This window comes from Citrobacter freundii complex sp. CFNIH2 (assembly GCF_002880615.1).
Taxonomy (GTDB): domain Bacteria; phylum Pseudomonadota; class Gammaproteobacteria; order Enterobacterales; family Enterobacteriaceae; genus Citrobacter_A; species Citrobacter_A amalonaticus_F.
Genome location: NZ_CP025757.1, coordinates 2,660,768 through 2,678,489 on the forward strand (window position 1 = coordinate 2,660,768; position 17,722 = coordinate 2,678,489).

A 17,722-nucleotide genomic window follows, 5' to 3' on the forward strand; every position below is an offset into this window, starting at 1 on the left:
TATCGGGCCTACTTATCCGCTACAGCTGTAGGCCTGATAAGCGTAGCGCCATCAGGCAATTACAGTTGTAGGCCGGGTAAGGCATCCGCCCCCCCCCGGCACAAACTCAACGTTGCGCGTTCAACGCGGCGATATCCTCTGGCGTGGTGCGACAGCACCCGCCAATCAACTTCGCCCCGGCAGCCTGCCACTGCGGCAGGTAATCCGCCAGGCGCGCACATGATTCATCGTGGTGATGCCAGCTTTTGCTGTTCGCATCGTAATGCTCTCCGCTGTTCGGATAGACCACCAGCGGCAGCGCCGTTATGCCGTGCAGATGCTGCAAAGCGGCGGTGGCCTGTTCCAGGGCAATACAGTTGATCCCCACCGCCACCACCTGCGGATAATGTTCGAGAAACGTCACAACCTCGCGCAGCGGCGTGCCGTCGCTCAGATGCTCGCTGTCGCGCAGGGTAAAAGAGAACCACGCCCGCGCACGTGGATATGCGGTTAACAACGCCGCCAGCGCCTGAATCTCGGCAAAATTCGGTAGCGTTTCGCAGGCCAGCAGATCGGCCCCGGCATCCAGCAACGCCTCCACGCGCGGACGGTGGAACGTCTGAAAGGCTTCGCGGCTCAGCGCGTAATCTCCACGATACTCCGAACCATCAGCCAGAAACGCGCCGTAAGGCCCGACGGAACCGGCGACCAGCAGCGTGCCCGCCTGCGAATTTTCTGCCAGATACGCCTCACGCGCTTTACGCGCCAGTTCGACACTTTTACCAATCAGCGCTTTCGCCTGTACCTCATCAAAGCCGCAGGCGGCAAATCCCGCTGGCGTCGCCTGATAACTGGCGGTAATGGCGCACTGCGCCCCCGCCCGAAAATAGTCCAGGTGTACTTCGCGGATGAGCTCCGGGTTTTCCAGCAGGATTTTCGCTGACCACAGGCTGTCGGCCAGATGACACCCACGCGCTTCCAGCTCCGTCGCCAGTGCGCCATCCAGCAACAGGAAATCCTGCTTATCCAGAAGGGCGCTTAACGGATTATGTTGCGACATGATAAGGCTCCTGTTTTGCGAACGAGAACAGTCACCCTAACACAGCGCTAACGACGGGGATCCGCGCTCGCGCGCAATTCCCGACATACCGTTAGCGTTGCACCAGTCGCAAAAACCCGCGCCGGGCGCTTAATGCAGGATCAGGAGTCACAATCAGATACAGAATGGGTCGCCAGCTCATAACGCCTCCACTTCAGGGGGTTATCTACACTCTGGCAGGGGAAAAATCCTCCGGCGCTAAGACGAAAGTGGGAACATTCTGTTACACCTCATGCCAACGGGTGAGGCAGACAATTGGCCCAATCCCATCGTTATTCGCCCATTTGCCCACATTCAGCTTCTGGTCAACACTCTACGATGACACCACTGGCCCCCTCACGTGGAGTATCACCATGAACATTACCCTTATTCGCAATGCCACCCAGTTGATTACCTTTGGCGGCAAAACCTTTCTTGTCGATCCGATGCTCGCCCCGCAAGGCGCGTATCCCGGTTTTCCCGGCACGGCGCGGGCCGACATCCGTAATCCGACGGTGGAACTTCCGTGCGACATCGACACCCTGTTACAGGCCGATGCCCTGATCGTCACCCATCTCCATGCGGATCACTGGGACGAGGTCGCCGCAAAGGTCGTGCCGAAAGAGAAGCCGATTTATGTGCAAAACGACCAGGATGCACAAATCCTGCGGGAACAGGGTTTCAGTCAACTCACCGTGCTGACCGACGATACCCGATTGGGTGAGATCTCCCTGCGCAAAACTGGCGGTCAGCACGGCTCCGACCGGCTGTACGCCATTCCCGCCATGGCTGAGCGGTTGGGCGATGCCTGCGGGATTATTTTCCAGCATCCACAGGAAAAAACGCTGTATCTGGTCGGCGATACGATCTGGCGCGATGAGGTTGAAGCCAATATGGTTTCTTTCCAGCCGGATGTGGTGGTCCTCAATGCCGGGTTTGCGCATGTGATCGGTTTTGGCGCCATTATCATGGGGGCAGAAGATGTGCTGAAAACCCACTTCGTTCTGCCCGACGCGCAGATTGTGGCGATTCACATGGAGGCGGTAAACCACTGCCTGCTGACACGCGCGGCGCTCAGGGAATACGCGCGCGATAACCAGATTGCAGAATATGTCCGGGTGCCGGAAGATGGAGAAACCCTGACGTTTTAATCCCCAGCCGAGGAGTGGTATGCGCCCCGTTACCGTCGCGATCGTCGCCGTTGAAGATTTTAGTCCGTTTCACTTCTCGGTGCCGTGCATCATGTTCAGTGAAAAAGCGGCAACGAAGAAACGCTTTGAGGTGCAGATTTACGCTGAAGCCCCCGGCGTGGTCACCTCTGCGGAAGGCTTTTCCGTTACCGCCCGCCAGGGATTTGCAGAGATGACGGCGGCGGATATCGTGATTGTCCCCTGGTGGGGAACCCCCGCGCTCCGCCCGTCGCAGTCGCTGCTTGATGCGCTGGTTCAGGCCCGACAAAACGGCGCCCAGGTGGTCGGGTTATGCCTTGGCGCATTTGTGCTCGGTTACGCAGGACTGCTGGATGGCAGGCGCGCCGCCACCCACTGGGAGTTTGAAGCCGATTTTCAGACGCGTTTTCCCGCCGCGCACCTGGACATCAACGCCCTGTACGTCGACGATGATGGCATCATTACCTCAGCCGGTACCGCCGCCGCGCTAGACTGTTGTCTGTATCTCATCCGCCAGCGGTTTGGCAGTACGGTGGCGAATCAGATTGCGCGCCGGATGATTGTGCCACCGCATCGCGAGGGGGGTCAGGCCCAGTTTATTGCCCAACCGGTGGCGAAAAATACCCAGGATCAACGGATTAACGGCCTGCTGGACTACCTCCGCCAGCACAGCCACGAACAGCACGATCTGGATTCGCTGGCGCAAAAGGTGATGATGAGTCGCCGCACCCTGACCCGTCACTTTATGAAAGCCACTGGCTCAAGCGTTGCAGAATGGCTGATCAATGAACGTCTGCGCCGCAGCCAGGAACTGCTGGAATCCTCCCGGCTTCCCGTCGAGCGTATCGCCGGAGAAGTCGGGTTTCTGTCTCCGGTGACCTGGCGTCAGCATTTTAAGTCCCGCTTCGGCGTCAGCCCGGCAGAATGGCGAAAAACCTTTCAGGGTGTGGCATCATAGTGTGCAGAACACGTTGAATTCAGGGGTAAGAATTGTGAAACCGGTAACGCTATACGATGTTGCAGACCACGCAGGGGTCTCCTATCAGACCGTCTCTCGCGTGGTAAATCAGGCGAGCCATGTTTCCGCGAAAACCCGGCAAAAAGTGGAAGCCGCCATGGCGGAGCTGAATTACATCCCCAACCGCGTCGCCCAACAACTGGCCGGAAAACAAACGCCGCTTATCGGCGTGGCGACGTCCAACCTGGCGTTGCATGCCCCTTCGCAAATTGTCGCCGCCATCAAGTCGCGCGCCGACCAGTCCGGTGCCAGCGTAGTGATTGCCATGGTTGAACGTCACGGGGTCGACGCCTGCAAAGCGGCGGTACATAACCTGCTGGCGCAACGGGTAACAGGGCTGATTATCAACTATCCCCTTGATGAAGACGATGCCATCGCCGTTGCCGACACCTGCGGTACGGTCCCCGTTCTGTTCCTCGACGTTTCTGATCTTTCCCCGATCAACAGTATTATTTTCTCGCATGATGATGGCGCACGACTGGGTGTTGAACATCTGGTCCAGAACGGCCATCAGCGCATTGCTCTGTTAGCTGGCCCTCGTTCTTCCGTTTCGGCACGCCTGCGCCTGGCGGGCTGGCATAAATACCTCGCCCACTATCAGTTGCAACCGGTCGCAGAACAGGAAGGCGACTGGAGCGCGATGTCCGGTTTTTTGCAGACGCAGCACATGCTCAGCGCAGGCATCATCCCCGGCGCAATGCTGGTGGCAAACGATCAGATGGCGCTGGGCGCGATGCGGGCCATCAGTGAGTTTGGTCTGCGCGTGGCGAGTGACATTTCAGTGGTGGGTTATGACGATACCGAGGACAGCGCCTGCTACATCCCGCCACTCACCACCATCAGGCAGGATTTTGCGCTTCTCGGCCAGACCAGCGTCGATCGCCTGCTGCAACTTTCCCGTGGCGAATCCGCCCCCGGCAATCAACTGCTGCCGGTCACGCTGGTAGAACGAAAAACCGTTCTGCCGCCTGAAAAACAACACGCTTCCCCCCAGGCGCTGGCGGACTCGCTGATTCAACTGGCGCGTCAGATCGCGTTATTACCTCGCGCGGAATAATGTGAGTCAGTTCACTCATTAGACCCCTCAGGCTTTACAGCTTTCTGGCTTCCCTCGTATGTTGAATAAAATTGTGAGCGGATAACAATTATTAACAGGATACAGCCATGACATTCACTACGGATTCACTCGCCGCCGTACTGGCCCGACGCGACTGGGAAAATCCCGGCGTCACGCAGCTTAACCGTCTGGAGGCGCATCCTCCTTTTGCCAGTTGGCGCAACGCGACTGATGCGCGTAACAATACCTCCTCATCCTCTGTTCGCAGTCTGAACGGCGCGTGGAAATTCAGCTGGTTCGCCTCGCCGGAAGCGGTGCCGGAAAGTTGGCGTCTGGGCGATCTGGATGATGCCGATACGATCGCGGTGCCATCCAACTGGCAGATGCTCGGCTATGATGCGCCCATTTATACCAACGTGACCTATCCGATCCCGGTGAATCCGCCGTATGTGCCGCATGAAAATGCGACAGGATGTTACTCGCTCACATTTACTGTCAGCGAAGCCGAACGCCGCGATGGACAGACGCGAATTATCTTTGATGGCGTAAATTCCGCTTTTCATCTCTGGTGCAACGGGCGCTGGGTGGGCTACGGTCAGGACAGTCGCCTGCCGTCTGAATTTGATCTCAGTGAATTTCTGGTCAGCGGTGAGAACCGTCTGGCGGTGATGGTGCTGCGCTGGAGCGACGGCAGCTATCTGGAAGACCAGGATATGTGGCGAATGAGCGGTATCTTCCGCGATGTCTCCCTGTTAAACAAACCCGCCACGCAAATCAGCGATTTGCGCATCACCACCCACCTCAACGAGGATTTCAGCCGGGCAATCTTTGCCGCCGAGGTCAGAATGCGTGGTGAGTGCTGTGACAGCCTGCGAGTGACCGTTCAACTGTGGGATGGTGATGTGCTGACAGGCGAAAGCACCGCCCCTTTTGGCAGCGAGATTATTGATGAGCGCGGTGCCTACGGCGATCGCACGACGCTGCGTCTGAATGTCGATCAGCCTTCACTGTGGAGCGCCGAAACACCGCATCTTTATCGCGCGGTCGTGCAGCTCCATACGGCTGACGGCACGCTGATTGAAGCCGAGGCCTGCGATGTCGGCTTCCGTCAGGTCTGCATTGAAAACGGCCTGCTGTTGTTGAACGGTAAACCACTGCTGATTCGCGGCACCAACCGTCATGAACATCATCCTGAAAACGGCCAGGTGATGGACGAAGAGACGATGGTGCAGGACATCATTCTGATGAAGCAGAACAACTTTAACGCCGTGCGCTGCTCCCACTATCCGAATCATCCACGGTGGTACACGCTCTGCGATCGCTATGGTCTGTATGTGGTGGATGAGGCCAACATCGAAACCCACGGCATGGTGCCCATGAACCGCCTGACCGACGACCCGACCTGGCTGCCCGCCATGAGCCAGCGCGTGACGCGCATGGTGCAACGCGATCGCAACCATCCGAGCATTATCATCTGGTCGCTGGGGAATGAATCGGGCCACGGCGTCAACCACGACGCGCTGTACCGCTGGCTGAAATCAGAAGATCCGTCACGCCCGGTACAATATGAAGGCGGCGGCGCGGACACGGCGGCAACGGATATTATTTGCCCGATGTATGCGCGCGTCAATCAGGATCAGCCATTCCCGGCCGTGCCGAAGTGGTCAATCAAAAAATGGCTGTCGCTGCCCGGTGAACAACGCCCGCTGATCCTCTGCGAATATGCCCACGCGATGGGGAACAGCCTCGGCGGATTCGCAAAATACTGGCAGGCATTCCGCCAGTACCCGCGCCTGCAGGGCGGCTTCGTCTGGGACTGGGTCGATCAGTCGCTGATTAAATACGATGACGAAGGCAACCCATGGTCCGCGTACGGCGGCGACTTTGGCGACACGCCGAACGATCGCCAGTTCTGTATGGACGGTCTGGTGTTTGCCGATCGCACACCGCATCCGTCGTTGTTTGAGGCGAAACACGCTCAGCAGTTTTTCCAGTTCACGCTGCGACCTGGCGCGCAACGTCAGATTGAGGTCACCAGCGAATATCTGTTCCGCCATAGCGACAACGAGATTCTGCACTGGACCCTTGCACTGGATGGCAACCCCATTGCCACCGGGGAAGTCACGCTGGATATCGCGCCACAGGGTCGTCAGCTCATCACCCTGCCGGAGATTGCACAGCCTGACGCGGCAGGTCAGCTCTGGTTGACGGTGCGCGTGGAACAACCACAGGCAACCGCCTGGTCGCCTGCCGGACATGTCAGCGCCTGGCATCAGTGGCCGCTGGAAGAAAAACTGAATGTCCTCTGCTCACCACGCGCCAGTACGGCGCCACAGCTCAGCGTCAGTGACGCGGCCTTTCACGTGGCACTTCGCACGACACGTTGGGAATTCTGCCGTTTGCAGGGCACGTTAACGCAGTACTGGATTGGCGATGAAGCCCAGTTACTGACGCCACTGCGCGATCAATTCACCCGTGCGCCGCTGGATAACGATATTGGCGTCAGCGAATCGACCCGCATTGACCCCAATGCCTGGGTCGAGCGCTGGAAAGCCGCCGGGCATTATCAGCTCCAGCCGGTACTGCTGCAATGCGATGCCCACGCCCTTGCCGACGCGGTACAGATCGCCACCGCGCACGCCTGGCAGTATCAGGGCGAAACCCTGTTTATCAGTCGTAAAACCTGGCGCATCGACGGTCACGGCGAAATGCAGATCACCGTTGATGTTGATGTCGCCAGCGGCACGCCACATCCGGCACGTATCGGCCTGACCTGCCAGCTGGCGCAGAAAGCAGAACGAGTGAACTGGCTGGGGCTTGGTCCGCATGAAAACTACCCGGATCGCCTGTCTTCTGCCTGTTTTGACCGCTGGGATTTATCACTGGATGAGATGTATACCCCTTACGTTTTCCCCAGTGAGAACGGCCTGCGCTGCGGTACGCGTGAACTGAAGTACGGTACGCACGTCTGGCGTGGCGACTTCCAGTTCAACATCAGTCGCTACAGCCAAAAGCAACTGATGGAGACCAGCCATCGCCATTTGCTGCAACCCGAAGCCGGCACCTGGCTCAATCTTGATGGTTTCCATATGGGCGTTGGCGGTGATGACTCCTGGAGTCCTTCTGTGTCGCCGGAATATCAGTTGAGCGCCGGGCGTTATCACTTCCAGATTGTCTGGGGCCAAAAATAATAACAACCGGGCAGGCCAACGCCTGCCCGGTCGTCGCGTAAGGAAGTCCACATGCATTATTTGAAAAATACTAATTTCTGGATGTTTGGCTTTTTCTTCTTCTTTTATTTTTTCATTATGGGAGCCTACTTCCCGTTTTTCCCGATCTGGTTACACGATATCAACCACATCAGCAAAGGCGATACCGGCGTTATTTTCGCCTGCATCTCCCTGTTTTCCCTGTTGTTCCAGCCAATCTTCGGCCTGCTCTCTGATAAACTCGGCCTGCGTAAACATCTGCTGTGGATCATTACCGGGATGCTGGTAATGTTCGCGCCCTTCTTTATTTACGTTTTTGGTCCGTTACTCCAGTTCAATATATTACTCGGCTCGATCGTCGGCGGGATTTATCTCGGTTTTATCTACAACGCCGGGGCTCCCGCCATTGAGGCTTATATTGAAAAAGCCAGCCGCCGTAGCCATTTTGAATTTGGTCGCGCCCGTATGTTTGGCTGTGTCGGTTGGGCGCTGTGCGCCTCAATCGCCGGGATTATGTTCACCATTAATAACCAGTTTGTTTTTTGGTTGGGTTCCGGCTGTGCGGTGATTCTGGCGATTCTGCTGTTCTTCTCAAAAGCGGATGCCCCCTCTTCTGCAACGGTTGCCGATGCGGTCGGCGCCAACCAGTCCGCCTTCAGCCTGAAGCTGGCACTGGAGCTGTTTAAGCAGCCAAAGCTGTGGTTCCTTTCGCTCTACGTGGTCGGCGTCTCCTGTACTTACGATGTGTTTGACCAACAGTTTGCCAACTTCTTCACCTCATTCTTTGCGACGGGCGAACAAGGTACACGCGTTTTTGGCTACGTCACCACCCTGGGGGAACTGCTGAACGCCTCCATCATGTTCTTTGCACCGCTGATCGTGAACCGGATTGGCGGAAAGAACGCGCTGCTGCTGGCGGGGACCATTATGTCCGTGCGGATCATCGGCTCCTCATTCGCCACCAGCGCGCTGGAAGTCGTCATCCTGAAAACGTTGCATATGTTTGAGATCCCCTTCCTGATTGTCGGCTGTTTCAAATACATCACCAGCCAGTTTGAGGTGCGTTTCTCTGCCACGATTTATCTGGTGTGCTTCTGCTTCTTTAAACAGTTGGCGATGATTTTCATGTCCGTCTTTGCCGGCAACATGTATGAAAGCGTCGGTTTCCAGGGGGCGTATCTGGTTCTGGGGCTGATTGCACTGAGCTTTACGCTTATTTCGGTCTTTACCCTGAGTGGACCGGGGCCATTTTCCCGCGTGTTCACACCAGCAGGTAAACAAGTTTGACTGTCAGTGACAAGGATGGAATAGCGTCAATGAACGTTTCGATGAGAGACAGAATAAAAGCCGGAAAACTGTTTACCGATATGTGCGAAGGTCTGCCAGAAGAGAGGCTGCGCGGTAAAACGCTAATGTATGAATTCAATCACTCACGACCCTGCGAGACTGAAAAGAGGGAAAAACTGATTCGCGAAATGTTTGGCTCGGTGGGGGAAAACGCGTGGATAGAGCCACCGATCTATTTCTCTTACGGTACCCATATTCATGTAGGCGATAATTTTTACGCGAATTTTAACTTTACCATTGTGGATGATTACACGGTCACGATTGGCCATAACGTCCTGATTGCCCCCAACGTCACAATCTCTGTAACAGGGCACCCCATTCACCATGAATTGAGGAAATCGGGGGAAATGTTTTCTTTCCCGGTAACCATAGGTAATAACGTCTGGATTGGCAGCAATGTGGTGATCAATCCCGATATAACGATTGGCGATAATTCGGTTATTGGCGCAGGGAGCGTCGTCACAAAAGACATTCCATCCGATGTGGTTGCCGTGGGAAATCCTTGTCGGGTGATCAGAACCATTAATGAAAGAGATAAAGAATATTATTTTAAAAATTATAAAGTTGAGCCGTCAGCTTAAGGGGTAATACCGGATGCACCGCTCGCGCGGTGTATCCGGTTACGATACCAGATTACTCCTCGATGACCTGGCGGATTTGCTGCAGCGCCGCCGGATCGTCAAGCGTGGTGAGATCGCCCGGATCGCGGCCTTCGCAAATGGCCTGGATCGTGCGGCGGAGCATTTTGCCGGAACGGGTTTTCGGCAGTTGTGAAACAAACCAGACGTGGGCAGGACGACCAAAATTGCCAATCTGGCTGTCTACCAGCGCCATAATCGCCTTCTCTTCCGAATGCGCCACGTCGCTGTCCTCAAGGCTATCGCTCTGTTTGGGAATGACAAACGCCACCGCCACCTGCCCTTTCAGCGCATCTTTCACTCCGACCACCGCCACTTCCGCCACGTTCGGGTAACTGGAGATACTCTCCTCGATTTCCCTCGTGCCCAGCCGGTGCCCGGCGACGTTAATCACATCATCCGTACGACCAAGAATGAAGTAGTAACCGTCGGCGTCGCGGATCCCCCAGTCAAACGTGGCGTACACCTGACGCTCGAACAGCGACCAGTAGGTATTCACAAACCGTGCGTCGTCGCCCCAGATGGTCTGAATACAGCCGGGCGGCAGCGGCCCTTCGATGACCACCATCCCCTTCTCGTTGGCGCCGCAGGGTTCGCCGGTCGTCTCATTGAGCAACTGCACGTTATAGCCATACATTGGCACGCCGGGACTGCCGAGGCGTGACGGACGGTCATCCAGCGCCCGGGCCAGCGCCATAATCGGCCAACCGGATTCGGTCTGCCAGTAGTTATCGACAACCGGCACGCCCAGCGTTTCGGTTACCCAGCTTGCGGTCGGTTCATCCAGCGGCTCGCCGGCCAGATAGAGCACCTCCAGCGAGGAGAGATCGTGATTGCGGATCTGCGCGGTCGGGAATTTTTTCAGCACGCGAATGGCGGTCGGTGCCGAGAACATGCGGTTGACCTGATATTTCTCGACGATCTTCCACCACACGCCGCAGTCCGGATAGGTCGGCAGCCCTTCATACACAATCGTTGCCATCCCCGCCAGTAGCGGCGCGTAGACAATATAGGAATGTCCGACGACCCAACCGATATCCGACGCGCAGAAGAACACGCCACCCGCTTTACCGCCAAAAATGGTCTCCATGGAGGTCGCCAGCGCTACGGCATAGCCGCCGACGTCACGCTGCACGCCTTTAGGTTTGCCGGTGGTGCCGGAGGTATAAAGAATGCAGGACGTTTCATTGGATTCCAGCCACGTCACCGGCACCGTGGCGCCGAGATGCTGCTGGCGCAAAGTCGCAAAGTCGAGATCGCGACCGGCCACGCGCGCCATTTTCGCCAGCCCGCGATCCACCAGCAGCACCTGTTTCAGCTGATGTTGCGCCTGATCGATCGCCTCATCGAGCAGCTTTTTGTAGGGCAACACTTTACCGCCGCGCGCCCCCGCATCGGCGGAGACGATCAGCACCGGCTTCGCGTCATCGATGCGCGCCGCCACGCTGTGCGAAGCAAAACCGCCGAACACCACCGAGTGGATCGCGCCAATCCGCGCGCAGGCCAGCAGCGTGATATGCGCCTCGGCGATCATTGGCATGTACACCAGAACCCGATCGCCGCGCTGTACGCCGAGCGATTGCAGCATCGACGCCACCACGTTCACTTCGTCATATAGCTGACGGAAGGTAAAGGTGCGCTCCTCTTCGGTCTCGGATGAGACAGCGATCAGCGCCAGCGCATCCGGTTGTTTCTCCAGCCAGCGGTCAATGGCGTTATGACACAGATTGGTCGTACCGCCGCAAAACCAACGGGCAAACGGCGGATGGCTGTGATCCAGCGTGCGGGTAAACGGCTGCTGCCAGTCGATGCGCCGGGCCTGTTCGGCCCAGAATGATTCCGGTTGCGTAACAGAACGCTGATAAAATTCGCTAAAAGACATAACGCTCTCCTGTTGAACTTACGCCTGATGAAGCGGGTTCTAGATGACATAAAGGTCCATGTACTCATTGACCGGCATCTGCTCCAGGCACGTTCTGTCCAGGGAGACATCCAGGATGCGCTGCTGTTGGCGAGTCGGGAACTGGCGCGCCAGGTTAGTTTTGAATTTTTCGACCAGTTTCGGGATCCCGTCGGTACGGCGACGTGCATGGCCAATCGGGAACGCCACGACCACCTCGTCAAACTGCGAACCGTCAGTGAATTCCAGGGTAATGGCATTGGCGATAGCGCGTTTTTCCGGATCGTGATAGTCCGCGGTAAACGCCGGATCTTCAACACAACGGATCTTCTCGCGCAGGGAATCGATCCGCTTATCCTGCGCCACACCGTCCTCATAATCCGCTGCCGTTAAGCGTCCGAACAGCAGCGGGATCGCCACCATATACTGAATACAGTGATCGCGATCGGCCGGGTTATTCAGCGGCCCTTGCTTATCGATGATGCGAATGCAGGCTTCGTGGGTGCGAATGGTCACTTTTTCGATATCCGCAGCGCTTTTACCTGCTGCCTGCATCTGCGCGTACAGCGTCATTGCCGCTTCAACCGCCGTCTGAGAGTGGAACTCCGCCGGAAAAGAGATTTTGAACAGCACGTTTTCCATCACGTAGGAGCCGTATGGACGCTGGAAGCGGAACGACTCGCCTTTGAAGGAGACGTCATAAAACCCCCAGGTTTTCGCCGTCAGTGCCGACGGATAACCCATCTCACCGGTTTTCGCCATCAGCGCCAGACGCACCGCGCGCGAGGTCGCATCGCCTGCCGCCCAGGATTTACGCGTGCCGGTATTCGGTGCATGGCGATAGGTGCGCAGCGACTGTCCGTCGACCCACGCCAGCGACACCGCGTTGAGGATCTCATCACGTGTCAGCCCCAGCAGCTCGGCGACCACAGCGGTGGAGGCCACTTTGACCAACAGTACGTGGTCGAGCCCCACGCGGTTAAAAGCGTTTTCCAGCGCGATACAGCCCTGAATTTCGTGGGCCTTAATCATCCCGGTCAGCACTTGTTTCATGGTCAACGGCGCTTTACCTGCCGCGACCGCGTTGCGCGACAGCCAGTCCGCTGTCGCCAGGATCCCGCCGAGGTTATCGGAAGGGTGGCCCCACTCCGCCGCCAGCCAGGTGTCATTGAAGTCGAGCCAGCGGATCATCGCGCCAATGTTAAACGCGGCCTGTACCGGGTCGAGCTGAAACTGGGTACCCGGCACGCGTACGCCGTTGGGTACCACGGTACCCGGAACAATCGGCCCCATCAGTTTTTTACAGGCCGGATATTCCAGCGCTTCCAGACCGCAGCCCAACGTATCAAGCAGGCAGTAGTGGGCGGTGTCATACGCCACCGTTGAGGTGATCTCGTAGCCCATGACGTAATCTACGATATCAACAATTTCACGATCGAATTCCGGGCGAACATTTAAAATTTGAGCAGACATAAGGTACGTTTCCTGTTTTTTATCTTTAGAGGTAATGAATTACTGACGCTGATCGATCGGCACAAACTCACGATCTTCCGGGCCGGTATAGTTGGCGGAAGGACGAATGATTTTGTTGTCCTGGCGCTGTTCGATAATGTGCGCCGCCCAGCCGGTGACGCGGGCGATGACAAACAGCGGGGTAAACATTTCGGTGGGAACGCCCATCATGTTGTAGGAGACCGCCGAGAACCAGTCGAGGTTAGGGAACATCTTCTTCGTCTCCCACATCACCTCTTCCAGACGATCGGCAATGTTGTACATCTTCAGCGAGCCGCCCTCTTCAGAAAGCTGCTTCGCCACGCGTTTGATTACCTGATGACGCGGATCGGCAATGGTGTAAACCGGATGACCAAAGCCAATCACTACCTCTTTGTTTTCCACGCGCTTACGGATATCGGCTTCAGCGTCGTCCGGCGTTTCGTAGCGCTGCTGAATCTCCAGCGAGACCTCATTCGCCCCGCCGTGTTTCGGGCCGCGCAGTGCGCCAATCGCGCCAATAATGGCCGAGTAAACATCCGATCCAGTGCCGGCAATCACGCGGCTGGTAAAGGTGGAGGCGTTGAACTCATGCTCGGCGTACAGCACCAGTGAAATGTGCATGGCTTTTTCCCAGCTTTGCGCCGGCTTTTCGCCGTGCAGCAGGTGCAGGAAATGGCCGCCGATAGAGTCGTCATCGGTTTCCGGCTGAATACGCTCGCCGTTGTGACTGTAGTGATACCAGTAGAGCAGGATAGAACTGAGCGAGGCCAGCAGCTTATCGGCAATATCACGCGCGCCGGAAACGGTATGCCCCTCTTTTTCCGGCAGCGTACAGCCCACCGCCGATACGCCGGTGCGCATCACGTCCATCGGGTGCGATGCCGCTGGCAGCGCTTCCAGTACGGTACGGACGTTGGCCGGTAATCCGCGCAGCGCTTTGAGTTTACTTTTGTATGCCTGAAGTTCGTCACGGGTCGGGAGCTTGCCGTGAATCAGCAGGTGCGCGACTTCTTCAAATTCGCACTGCCGGGCGAGATCGAGAATATCGTAGCCGCGATAGTGGAGATCGTTGCCGCTTTTACCGACGGTGCACAGCGCGGTATTGCCCGCCGGTACGCCGGACAGCGCGACGGATTTTTTAGGCTTAATGACATGGGTATTATTTTGCAGGATCGTTGTGTCGCTCATGTTGTCCTCGTCATTATTGTCATATGTAGGGTGCTGAGGTTTTTCGTCCAGGCCGGATAAACGCAGTGCCATCCGGCATTGCCTGATGGCGGCTACGCCTTATCAGGCCTACTGTTTGGTATACAACGCGTCGAGTTTCTCTTCGAACTGGTAGTAATTGATGCTTTCATACAGTTCGTTGCGGGTCTGCATGATGTCGATGACGCTCTTTTGCGTCCCTTCCTGGCGCAGCACGTTGTAGACCTTTTCAGCAGCCCGGTTCATGGCGCGGAATGCCGAGAGCGGATAAAGCGCCATCGCCACGTTTGCACTGCGCAGTTCGTCGGTCGTAAACAGCGGCGTAGCACCAAATTCGGTGATATTGGCAAGAATGGGCACCTGGACTGCATCGGCAAACTGGCGGTACATCGAAAGCGCGGTGATCGCCTCCGGGAACAGCATGTCGGCGCCCGCTTCGACATAGGCCTGCGCACGATCGATCGCCGCGTCTAACCCTTCCACCGCCAGGGCATCGGTACGCGCCATGATCACAAAGTTGGGATCGGTACGGGCATCCACCGCTGCGCGAATGCGATCGACCATCTCCTCTTTTGAAACGATCGCTTTATTTGGACGATGGCCGCAGCGCTTGGCGCCAATCTGATCTTCAATGTGTAGCGCTGCCGCCCCGGCTTTGATCATCGACTTCACGGTGCGCGCAACGTTAAACGCCGATGAACCAAAGCCGATATCAGCGTCCACCAGCAGCGGGAGTGGGCAGACGTCGGTGATGCGGCGAATGTCGGTCAAGACGTCGTCCAGGGTGGAGATCCCCAGATCCGGTAGTCCCAGCGAACCGGCCGCGACGCCGCCGCCAGAAAGATAAATCACCTGATACCCGGCACGCTGAGCCAGCAGCGCATGGTTGGCGTTGATGGCGCCGACGATTTGTAAGGGGTTTTCTTTGGTGAGTGCAGCGCGAAATGCCTGACCCGGAGAATCCAGAGACATAGTCCATCCTCGTGTTATCAACTTGTAACTAACCGTTGAATCACATAAAGCAAGGGCTATGCCAAAGGCGCTTTGAGAGAGAACATTTTAAATAACTACATTAATAACAATAAGATAAATGAAAACACATCGCGATGAGCGAAAAAAAGCGTGTCAGCTAACGTTTCATGAAACGTCCCGACCGGTTTCATTGCAACAATTATGAAACAAGACTACACCCAATACTCTGTCCTTTTATTTTGGGTTGGCTATGGCGACGACAAATCTTCCCCCGCGGGTGAATGATGACAAACCGGTTATCTGGACGGTCTCGGTGACGCGACTGTTCGACCTGTTTCGCGACATCAGCCTCGAGTTCGATCATCTGGCGACCATCACCCCAATCCAGCTCGGTTTTGAAAAAGCGGTGACCTATATTCGTAAAAAACTGGCGACCGAACGCTGTGATGCGATCATCGCCGCCGGATCAAACGGCGCGTATCTGAAAAGTCGCCTGTCGATACCGGTGATCCTGATCAAACCCAGCGGGTTTGACGTCCTGCAGGCGCTGGCAAAGGCCGGGAAACTGACCGCCTCTATTGGCGTGGTGACCTATCAGGAAACGCTGCCAGCGCTGATGGCCTTTCAAAAAACCTTTAGCCTGCAACTGGAACAACGCAGCTATATTACCGAAGAAGATGCGCGCGGGCAGATCAACGAGCTGAAAGCGAACGGCATTGAAGCGGTGGTTGGCGCGGGGCTGATCACCGATCTGGCGGAAGAGGCCGGTATGACCGGCATCTTTATCTATTCCGCCGCCACGGTGCGCCAGGCCTTTAGCGATGCACTGGACATGACCCGCCTGACCCAGCGTCGCCACGGCCATTATGCCTCCGATCAGGCGCTGCGCACCCGCTATGAGCTGGGGGATATTCGTGGCGAGTCCGCGCAGATGGAGCAGGTACGCCATACCATTATGCTGTATGCCCGTTCATCCGCCTCCGTCCTGATTCAGGGGGAAACCGGCACCGGGAAAGAACTGGCGGCCCAGGCCATTCACCGCGAGTTTTGTACGCGTCCAGGCACGCGCGGCGACAAAACGACGCATCCGTTCGTCGCGGTGAACTGCGGGGCGATCACCGAATCGTTACTGGAAGCGGAGCTGTTTGGCTACGAGGAAGGCGCCTTCACCGGATCGCGACGCGGTGGCCGTGCCGGGCTGTTTGAAATCGCCCACGGCGGAACGCTGTTTCTCGATGAAATCGGCGAAATGCCGTTGCCGCTGCAAACCCGACTGCTGCGCGTGCTGGAAGAAAAAGAGGTCACCCGGGTGGGTGGACATCACCCCATTCCGGTGACAGTGCGGGTGATTAGTGCCACCCACTGTAATCTGGAAGACGAAATGAAACGGGGGCAGTTTCGTCGCGATCTGTTTTATCGCCTGAGTATTTTACGTCTGTCGTTACCGGCCCTGCGGGAGCGCCCCGCTGATATCGTGTCACTGGCGGAAGGGTTTCTAAAACAGTCGCTGGCCGCGCTCTCCGTACCGTTTACCGAGTCGGTACGCACCGGACTGGCGCAGAGCGCCTGCGTGCTCTGGCAATATCACTGGCCGGGAAATATTCGCGAATTGCGCAATATGATGGAACGGCTGGCGCTGTTTTTAAGCGTTGAACCGATGCCACAACTGGACGTGCCCTTATTACAGCAGCTACTGCCGGAACTGGCGCAAAGCGAATCGCCGTCATCCCTTTTGCCTTCCGCTACGCCGCAGCAGGTGCTGGCGCAGTTTAACGGTGATAAACGTGCCGCTGCGCGTTATCTGGGGATTAGCAGAACCACATTCTGGCGGCGGCTGAAGGAATGAACTGCCGGATGGCGACACACAGCGTCTTACCCGGCCTACAACCGTCACCAGGCCAGTGCCATCCGGCACGCTTACGGATTACTTTTTCTTGTAGATATTGGCAGTGCCATGAATTTTATTGTCGGTTTGACCCGAGGTCAGCACGACCACATCAGCCCCTTTCTCATCTGCTTTTTTGAGCAGATCTTCTTTCGCATCCTGAGTGGACGTTTCATTGCTGGTATTGATATTACCAATCAGGGTGTACTGCGACTCCACCTTCTCAAACTCAGCCTTTGTTAACAGCTCCGCTGCAAACGCATTTGTCGCCACAAAAGCCAACGCACCAATCAAGAGTTTATATCCAGTTTTCATAGAGAAGCTCCAGGTTATGTTATGACGCTATCATCACCGCTGAATCCATGTCGCTGTTCAGGGATGATTAATAACTAGTTCAGCTTTCAGGAAAAATCCAGAGCCCTTTCAGTGATATGTTGCTTTTGTGGTTTCGACCTGATCAGAACTTTTTTTGCGTTCTACGGTAACGTTAAGTCACTTTCCGCGTATAAATAAAAAAATGATCAACACCCCTGTCTTTTAATAAATCACACATGGATGCATGAATATGAGTAACCTTGCTCAGGACAACCCCACTTAAGATTATTATTAAAACCTCTTCTGACTTATTGGTAATAATCTCAAAGCCAACAAAAAATATTCAGATTAATACCAATGTAAAAATTGACATTCATCAAAAAAATGACAGTTAAGCAGCCTGAAATCCTTAGGTAAAATTATTACCATGCGTAATTAAAAACGTTAAACCGATA

The 17,722-nt window shown here is 56.1% G+C and carries 13 protein-coding genes; 7 read left to right on the forward strand and 6 right to left on the reverse strand.

The genetic code is table 11. The features are described from left to right. Nucleotides 1–106: 106 nt before the first annotated feature. Complete coding sequence (gene mmuM / locus WM46_RS13125; RefSeq protein ID WP_102602470.1) at nucleotides 107–1,039, reverse strand: homocysteine S-methyltransferase; 933 nt, start codon at nucleotides 1,037–1,039, stop codon at nucleotides 107–109. 392 nt (nucleotides 1,040–1,431) lie between these two features. Between mmuM and WM46_RS13130 the strand changes: the two genes are divergently transcribed. From WM46_RS13130 to lacA, 6 genes are all read left to right on the forward strand, one after another. Then, entirely contained in the window at nucleotides 1,432–2,208 is a 777-nt protein-coding gene (locus WM46_RS13130; protein ID WP_061076576.1) for an MBL fold metallo-hydrolase, read from the forward strand. A gap of 19 nt (nucleotides 2,209–2,227) precedes the next feature. After that, complete coding sequence (locus WM46_RS13135; RefSeq protein ID WP_102602471.1) at nucleotides 2,228–3,184, forward strand: GlxA family transcriptional regulator; 957 nt, start codon at nucleotides 2,228–2,230, stop codon at nucleotides 3,182–3,184. A 34-nt stretch (nucleotides 3,185–3,218) separates the two neighbouring features. Then, nucleotides 3,219–4,301 carry a LacI family DNA-binding transcriptional regulator gene (locus tag WM46_RS13140; RefSeq protein WP_102602472.1) on the forward strand — a complete coding sequence of 361 codons (1,083 nt, stop codon included), beginning with the start codon at nucleotides 3,219–3,221 and terminating at the stop codon, nucleotides 4,299–4,301. A 107-nt stretch (nucleotides 4,302–4,408) separates the two neighbouring features. Further along, nucleotides 4,409–7,492 carry a beta-galactosidase gene (locus tag WM46_RS13145; protein ID WP_102602473.1) on the forward strand — a complete coding sequence of 1,028 codons (3,084 nt, stop codon included), beginning with the start codon at nucleotides 4,409–4,411 and terminating at the stop codon, nucleotides 7,490–7,492. Nucleotides 7,493–7,543: 51 nt separating this feature from the next. Next, nucleotides 7,544–8,797: an MFS transporter gene (locus WM46_RS13150; protein WP_102602474.1), complete on the forward strand. Its 1,254-nt coding sequence runs from the start codon at nucleotides 7,544–7,546 to the stop codon at nucleotides 8,795–8,797. Nucleotides 8,798–8,826: 29 nt separating this feature from the next. After that, entirely contained in the window at nucleotides 8,827–9,438 is a 612-nt protein-coding gene (gene lacA / locus WM46_RS13155; RefSeq protein WP_102602475.1) for a galactoside O-acetyltransferase, read from the forward strand. Between the two features lie 52 nt (nucleotides 9,439–9,490). Here lacA and prpE read toward each other — a convergent pair whose 3' ends face one another. From prpE to prpB, 4 genes are all read right to left on the reverse strand, one after another. Then, complete coding sequence (gene prpE, locus WM46_RS13160) at nucleotides 9,491–11,377, reverse strand: propionate--CoA ligase (protein ID WP_102602476.1); 1,887 nt, start codon at nucleotides 11,375–11,377, stop codon at nucleotides 9,491–9,493. A 39-nt stretch (nucleotides 11,378–11,416) separates the two neighbouring features. Next, nucleotides 11,417–12,868: a bifunctional 2-methylcitrate dehydratase/aconitate hydratase gene (locus tag WM46_RS13165; protein WP_102602477.1), complete on the reverse strand. Its 1,452-nt coding sequence runs from the start codon at nucleotides 12,866–12,868 to the stop codon at nucleotides 11,417–11,419. A gap of 39 nt (nucleotides 12,869–12,907) precedes the next feature. Continuing rightward, nucleotides 12,908–14,077 carry a 2-methylcitrate synthase gene (gene prpC, locus WM46_RS13170; RefSeq protein WP_102603833.1) on the reverse strand — a complete coding sequence of 390 codons (1,170 nt, stop codon included), beginning with the start codon at nucleotides 14,075–14,077 and terminating at the stop codon, nucleotides 12,908–12,910. Between the two features lie 108 nt (nucleotides 14,078–14,185). Further along, nucleotides 14,186–15,067, reverse strand: a complete 882-nt coding sequence (prpB, locus tag WM46_RS13175; RefSeq protein WP_102602478.1) for a methylisocitrate lyase — start codon at nucleotides 15,065–15,067, stop codon at nucleotides 14,186–14,188. Nucleotides 15,068–15,317: 250 nt separating this feature from the next. Here prpB and prpR point away from each other — a divergent pair, with 250 nt between their 5' ends. Next, a complete protein-coding gene (gene prpR / locus WM46_RS13180; RefSeq protein WP_102602479.1) occupies nucleotides 15,318–16,913 on the forward strand; it encodes a propionate catabolism operon regulatory protein PrpR in 1,596 nt (531 codons plus the stop codon). Between the two features lie 78 nt (nucleotides 16,914–16,991). On the opposite strand, the gene yahO is transcribed toward prpR, so the two are convergent. Next, nucleotides 16,992–17,267, reverse strand: a complete 276-nt coding sequence (gene yahO / locus WM46_RS13185) for a DUF1471 family periplasmic protein YahO (RefSeq protein ID WP_043001665.1) — start codon at nucleotides 17,265–17,267, stop codon at nucleotides 16,992–16,994. Nucleotides 17,268–17,722: the final 455 nt, after the last annotated feature.

Coding starts and splice junctions, on each gene's coding strand:
- mmuM (WP_102602470.1), bottom strand. CDS start 1,039: ATGTCGCAACATAATCCGTTAAGCGCCCTTCTGGATAAGCAGGATTTC.
- WM46_RS13130 (WP_061076576.1), top strand. CDS start 1,432: ATGAACATTACCCTTATTCGCAATGCCACCCAGTTGATTACCTTTGGC.
- WM46_RS13135 (WP_102602471.1), top strand. CDS start 2,228: ATGCGCCCCGTTACCGTCGCGATCGTCGCCGTTGAAGATTTTAGTCCG.
- WM46_RS13145 (WP_102602473.1), top strand. CDS start 4,409: ATGACATTCACTACGGATTCACTCGCCGCCGTACTGGCCCGACGCGAC.
- WM46_RS13150 (WP_102602474.1), top strand. CDS start 7,544: ATGCATTATTTGAAAAATACTAATTTCTGGATGTTTGGCTTTTTCTTC.
- lacA (WP_102602475.1), top strand. CDS start 8,827: ATGAACGTTTCGATGAGAGACAGAATAAAAGCCGGAAAACTGTTTACC.
- prpE (WP_102602476.1), bottom strand. CDS start 11,377: ATGTCTTTTAGCGAATTTTATCAGCGTTCTGTTACGCAACCGGAATCA.
- WM46_RS13165 (WP_102602477.1), bottom strand. CDS start 12,868: ATGTCTGCTCAAATTTTAAATGTTCGCCCGGAATTCGATCGTGAAATT.
- prpC (WP_102603833.1), bottom strand. CDS start 14,077: ATGAGCGACACAACGATCCTGCAAAATAATACCCATGTCATTAAGCCT.
- prpB (WP_102602478.1), bottom strand. CDS start 15,067: ATGTCTCTGGATTCTCCGGGTCAGGCATTTCGCGCTGCACTCACCAAA.
- prpR (WP_102602479.1), top strand. CDS start 15,318: ATGGCGACGACAAATCTTCCCCCGCGGGTGAATGATGACAAACCGGTT.
- yahO (WP_043001665.1), bottom strand. CDS start 17,267: ATGAAAACTGGATATAAACTCTTGATTGGTGCGTTGGCTTTTGTGGCG.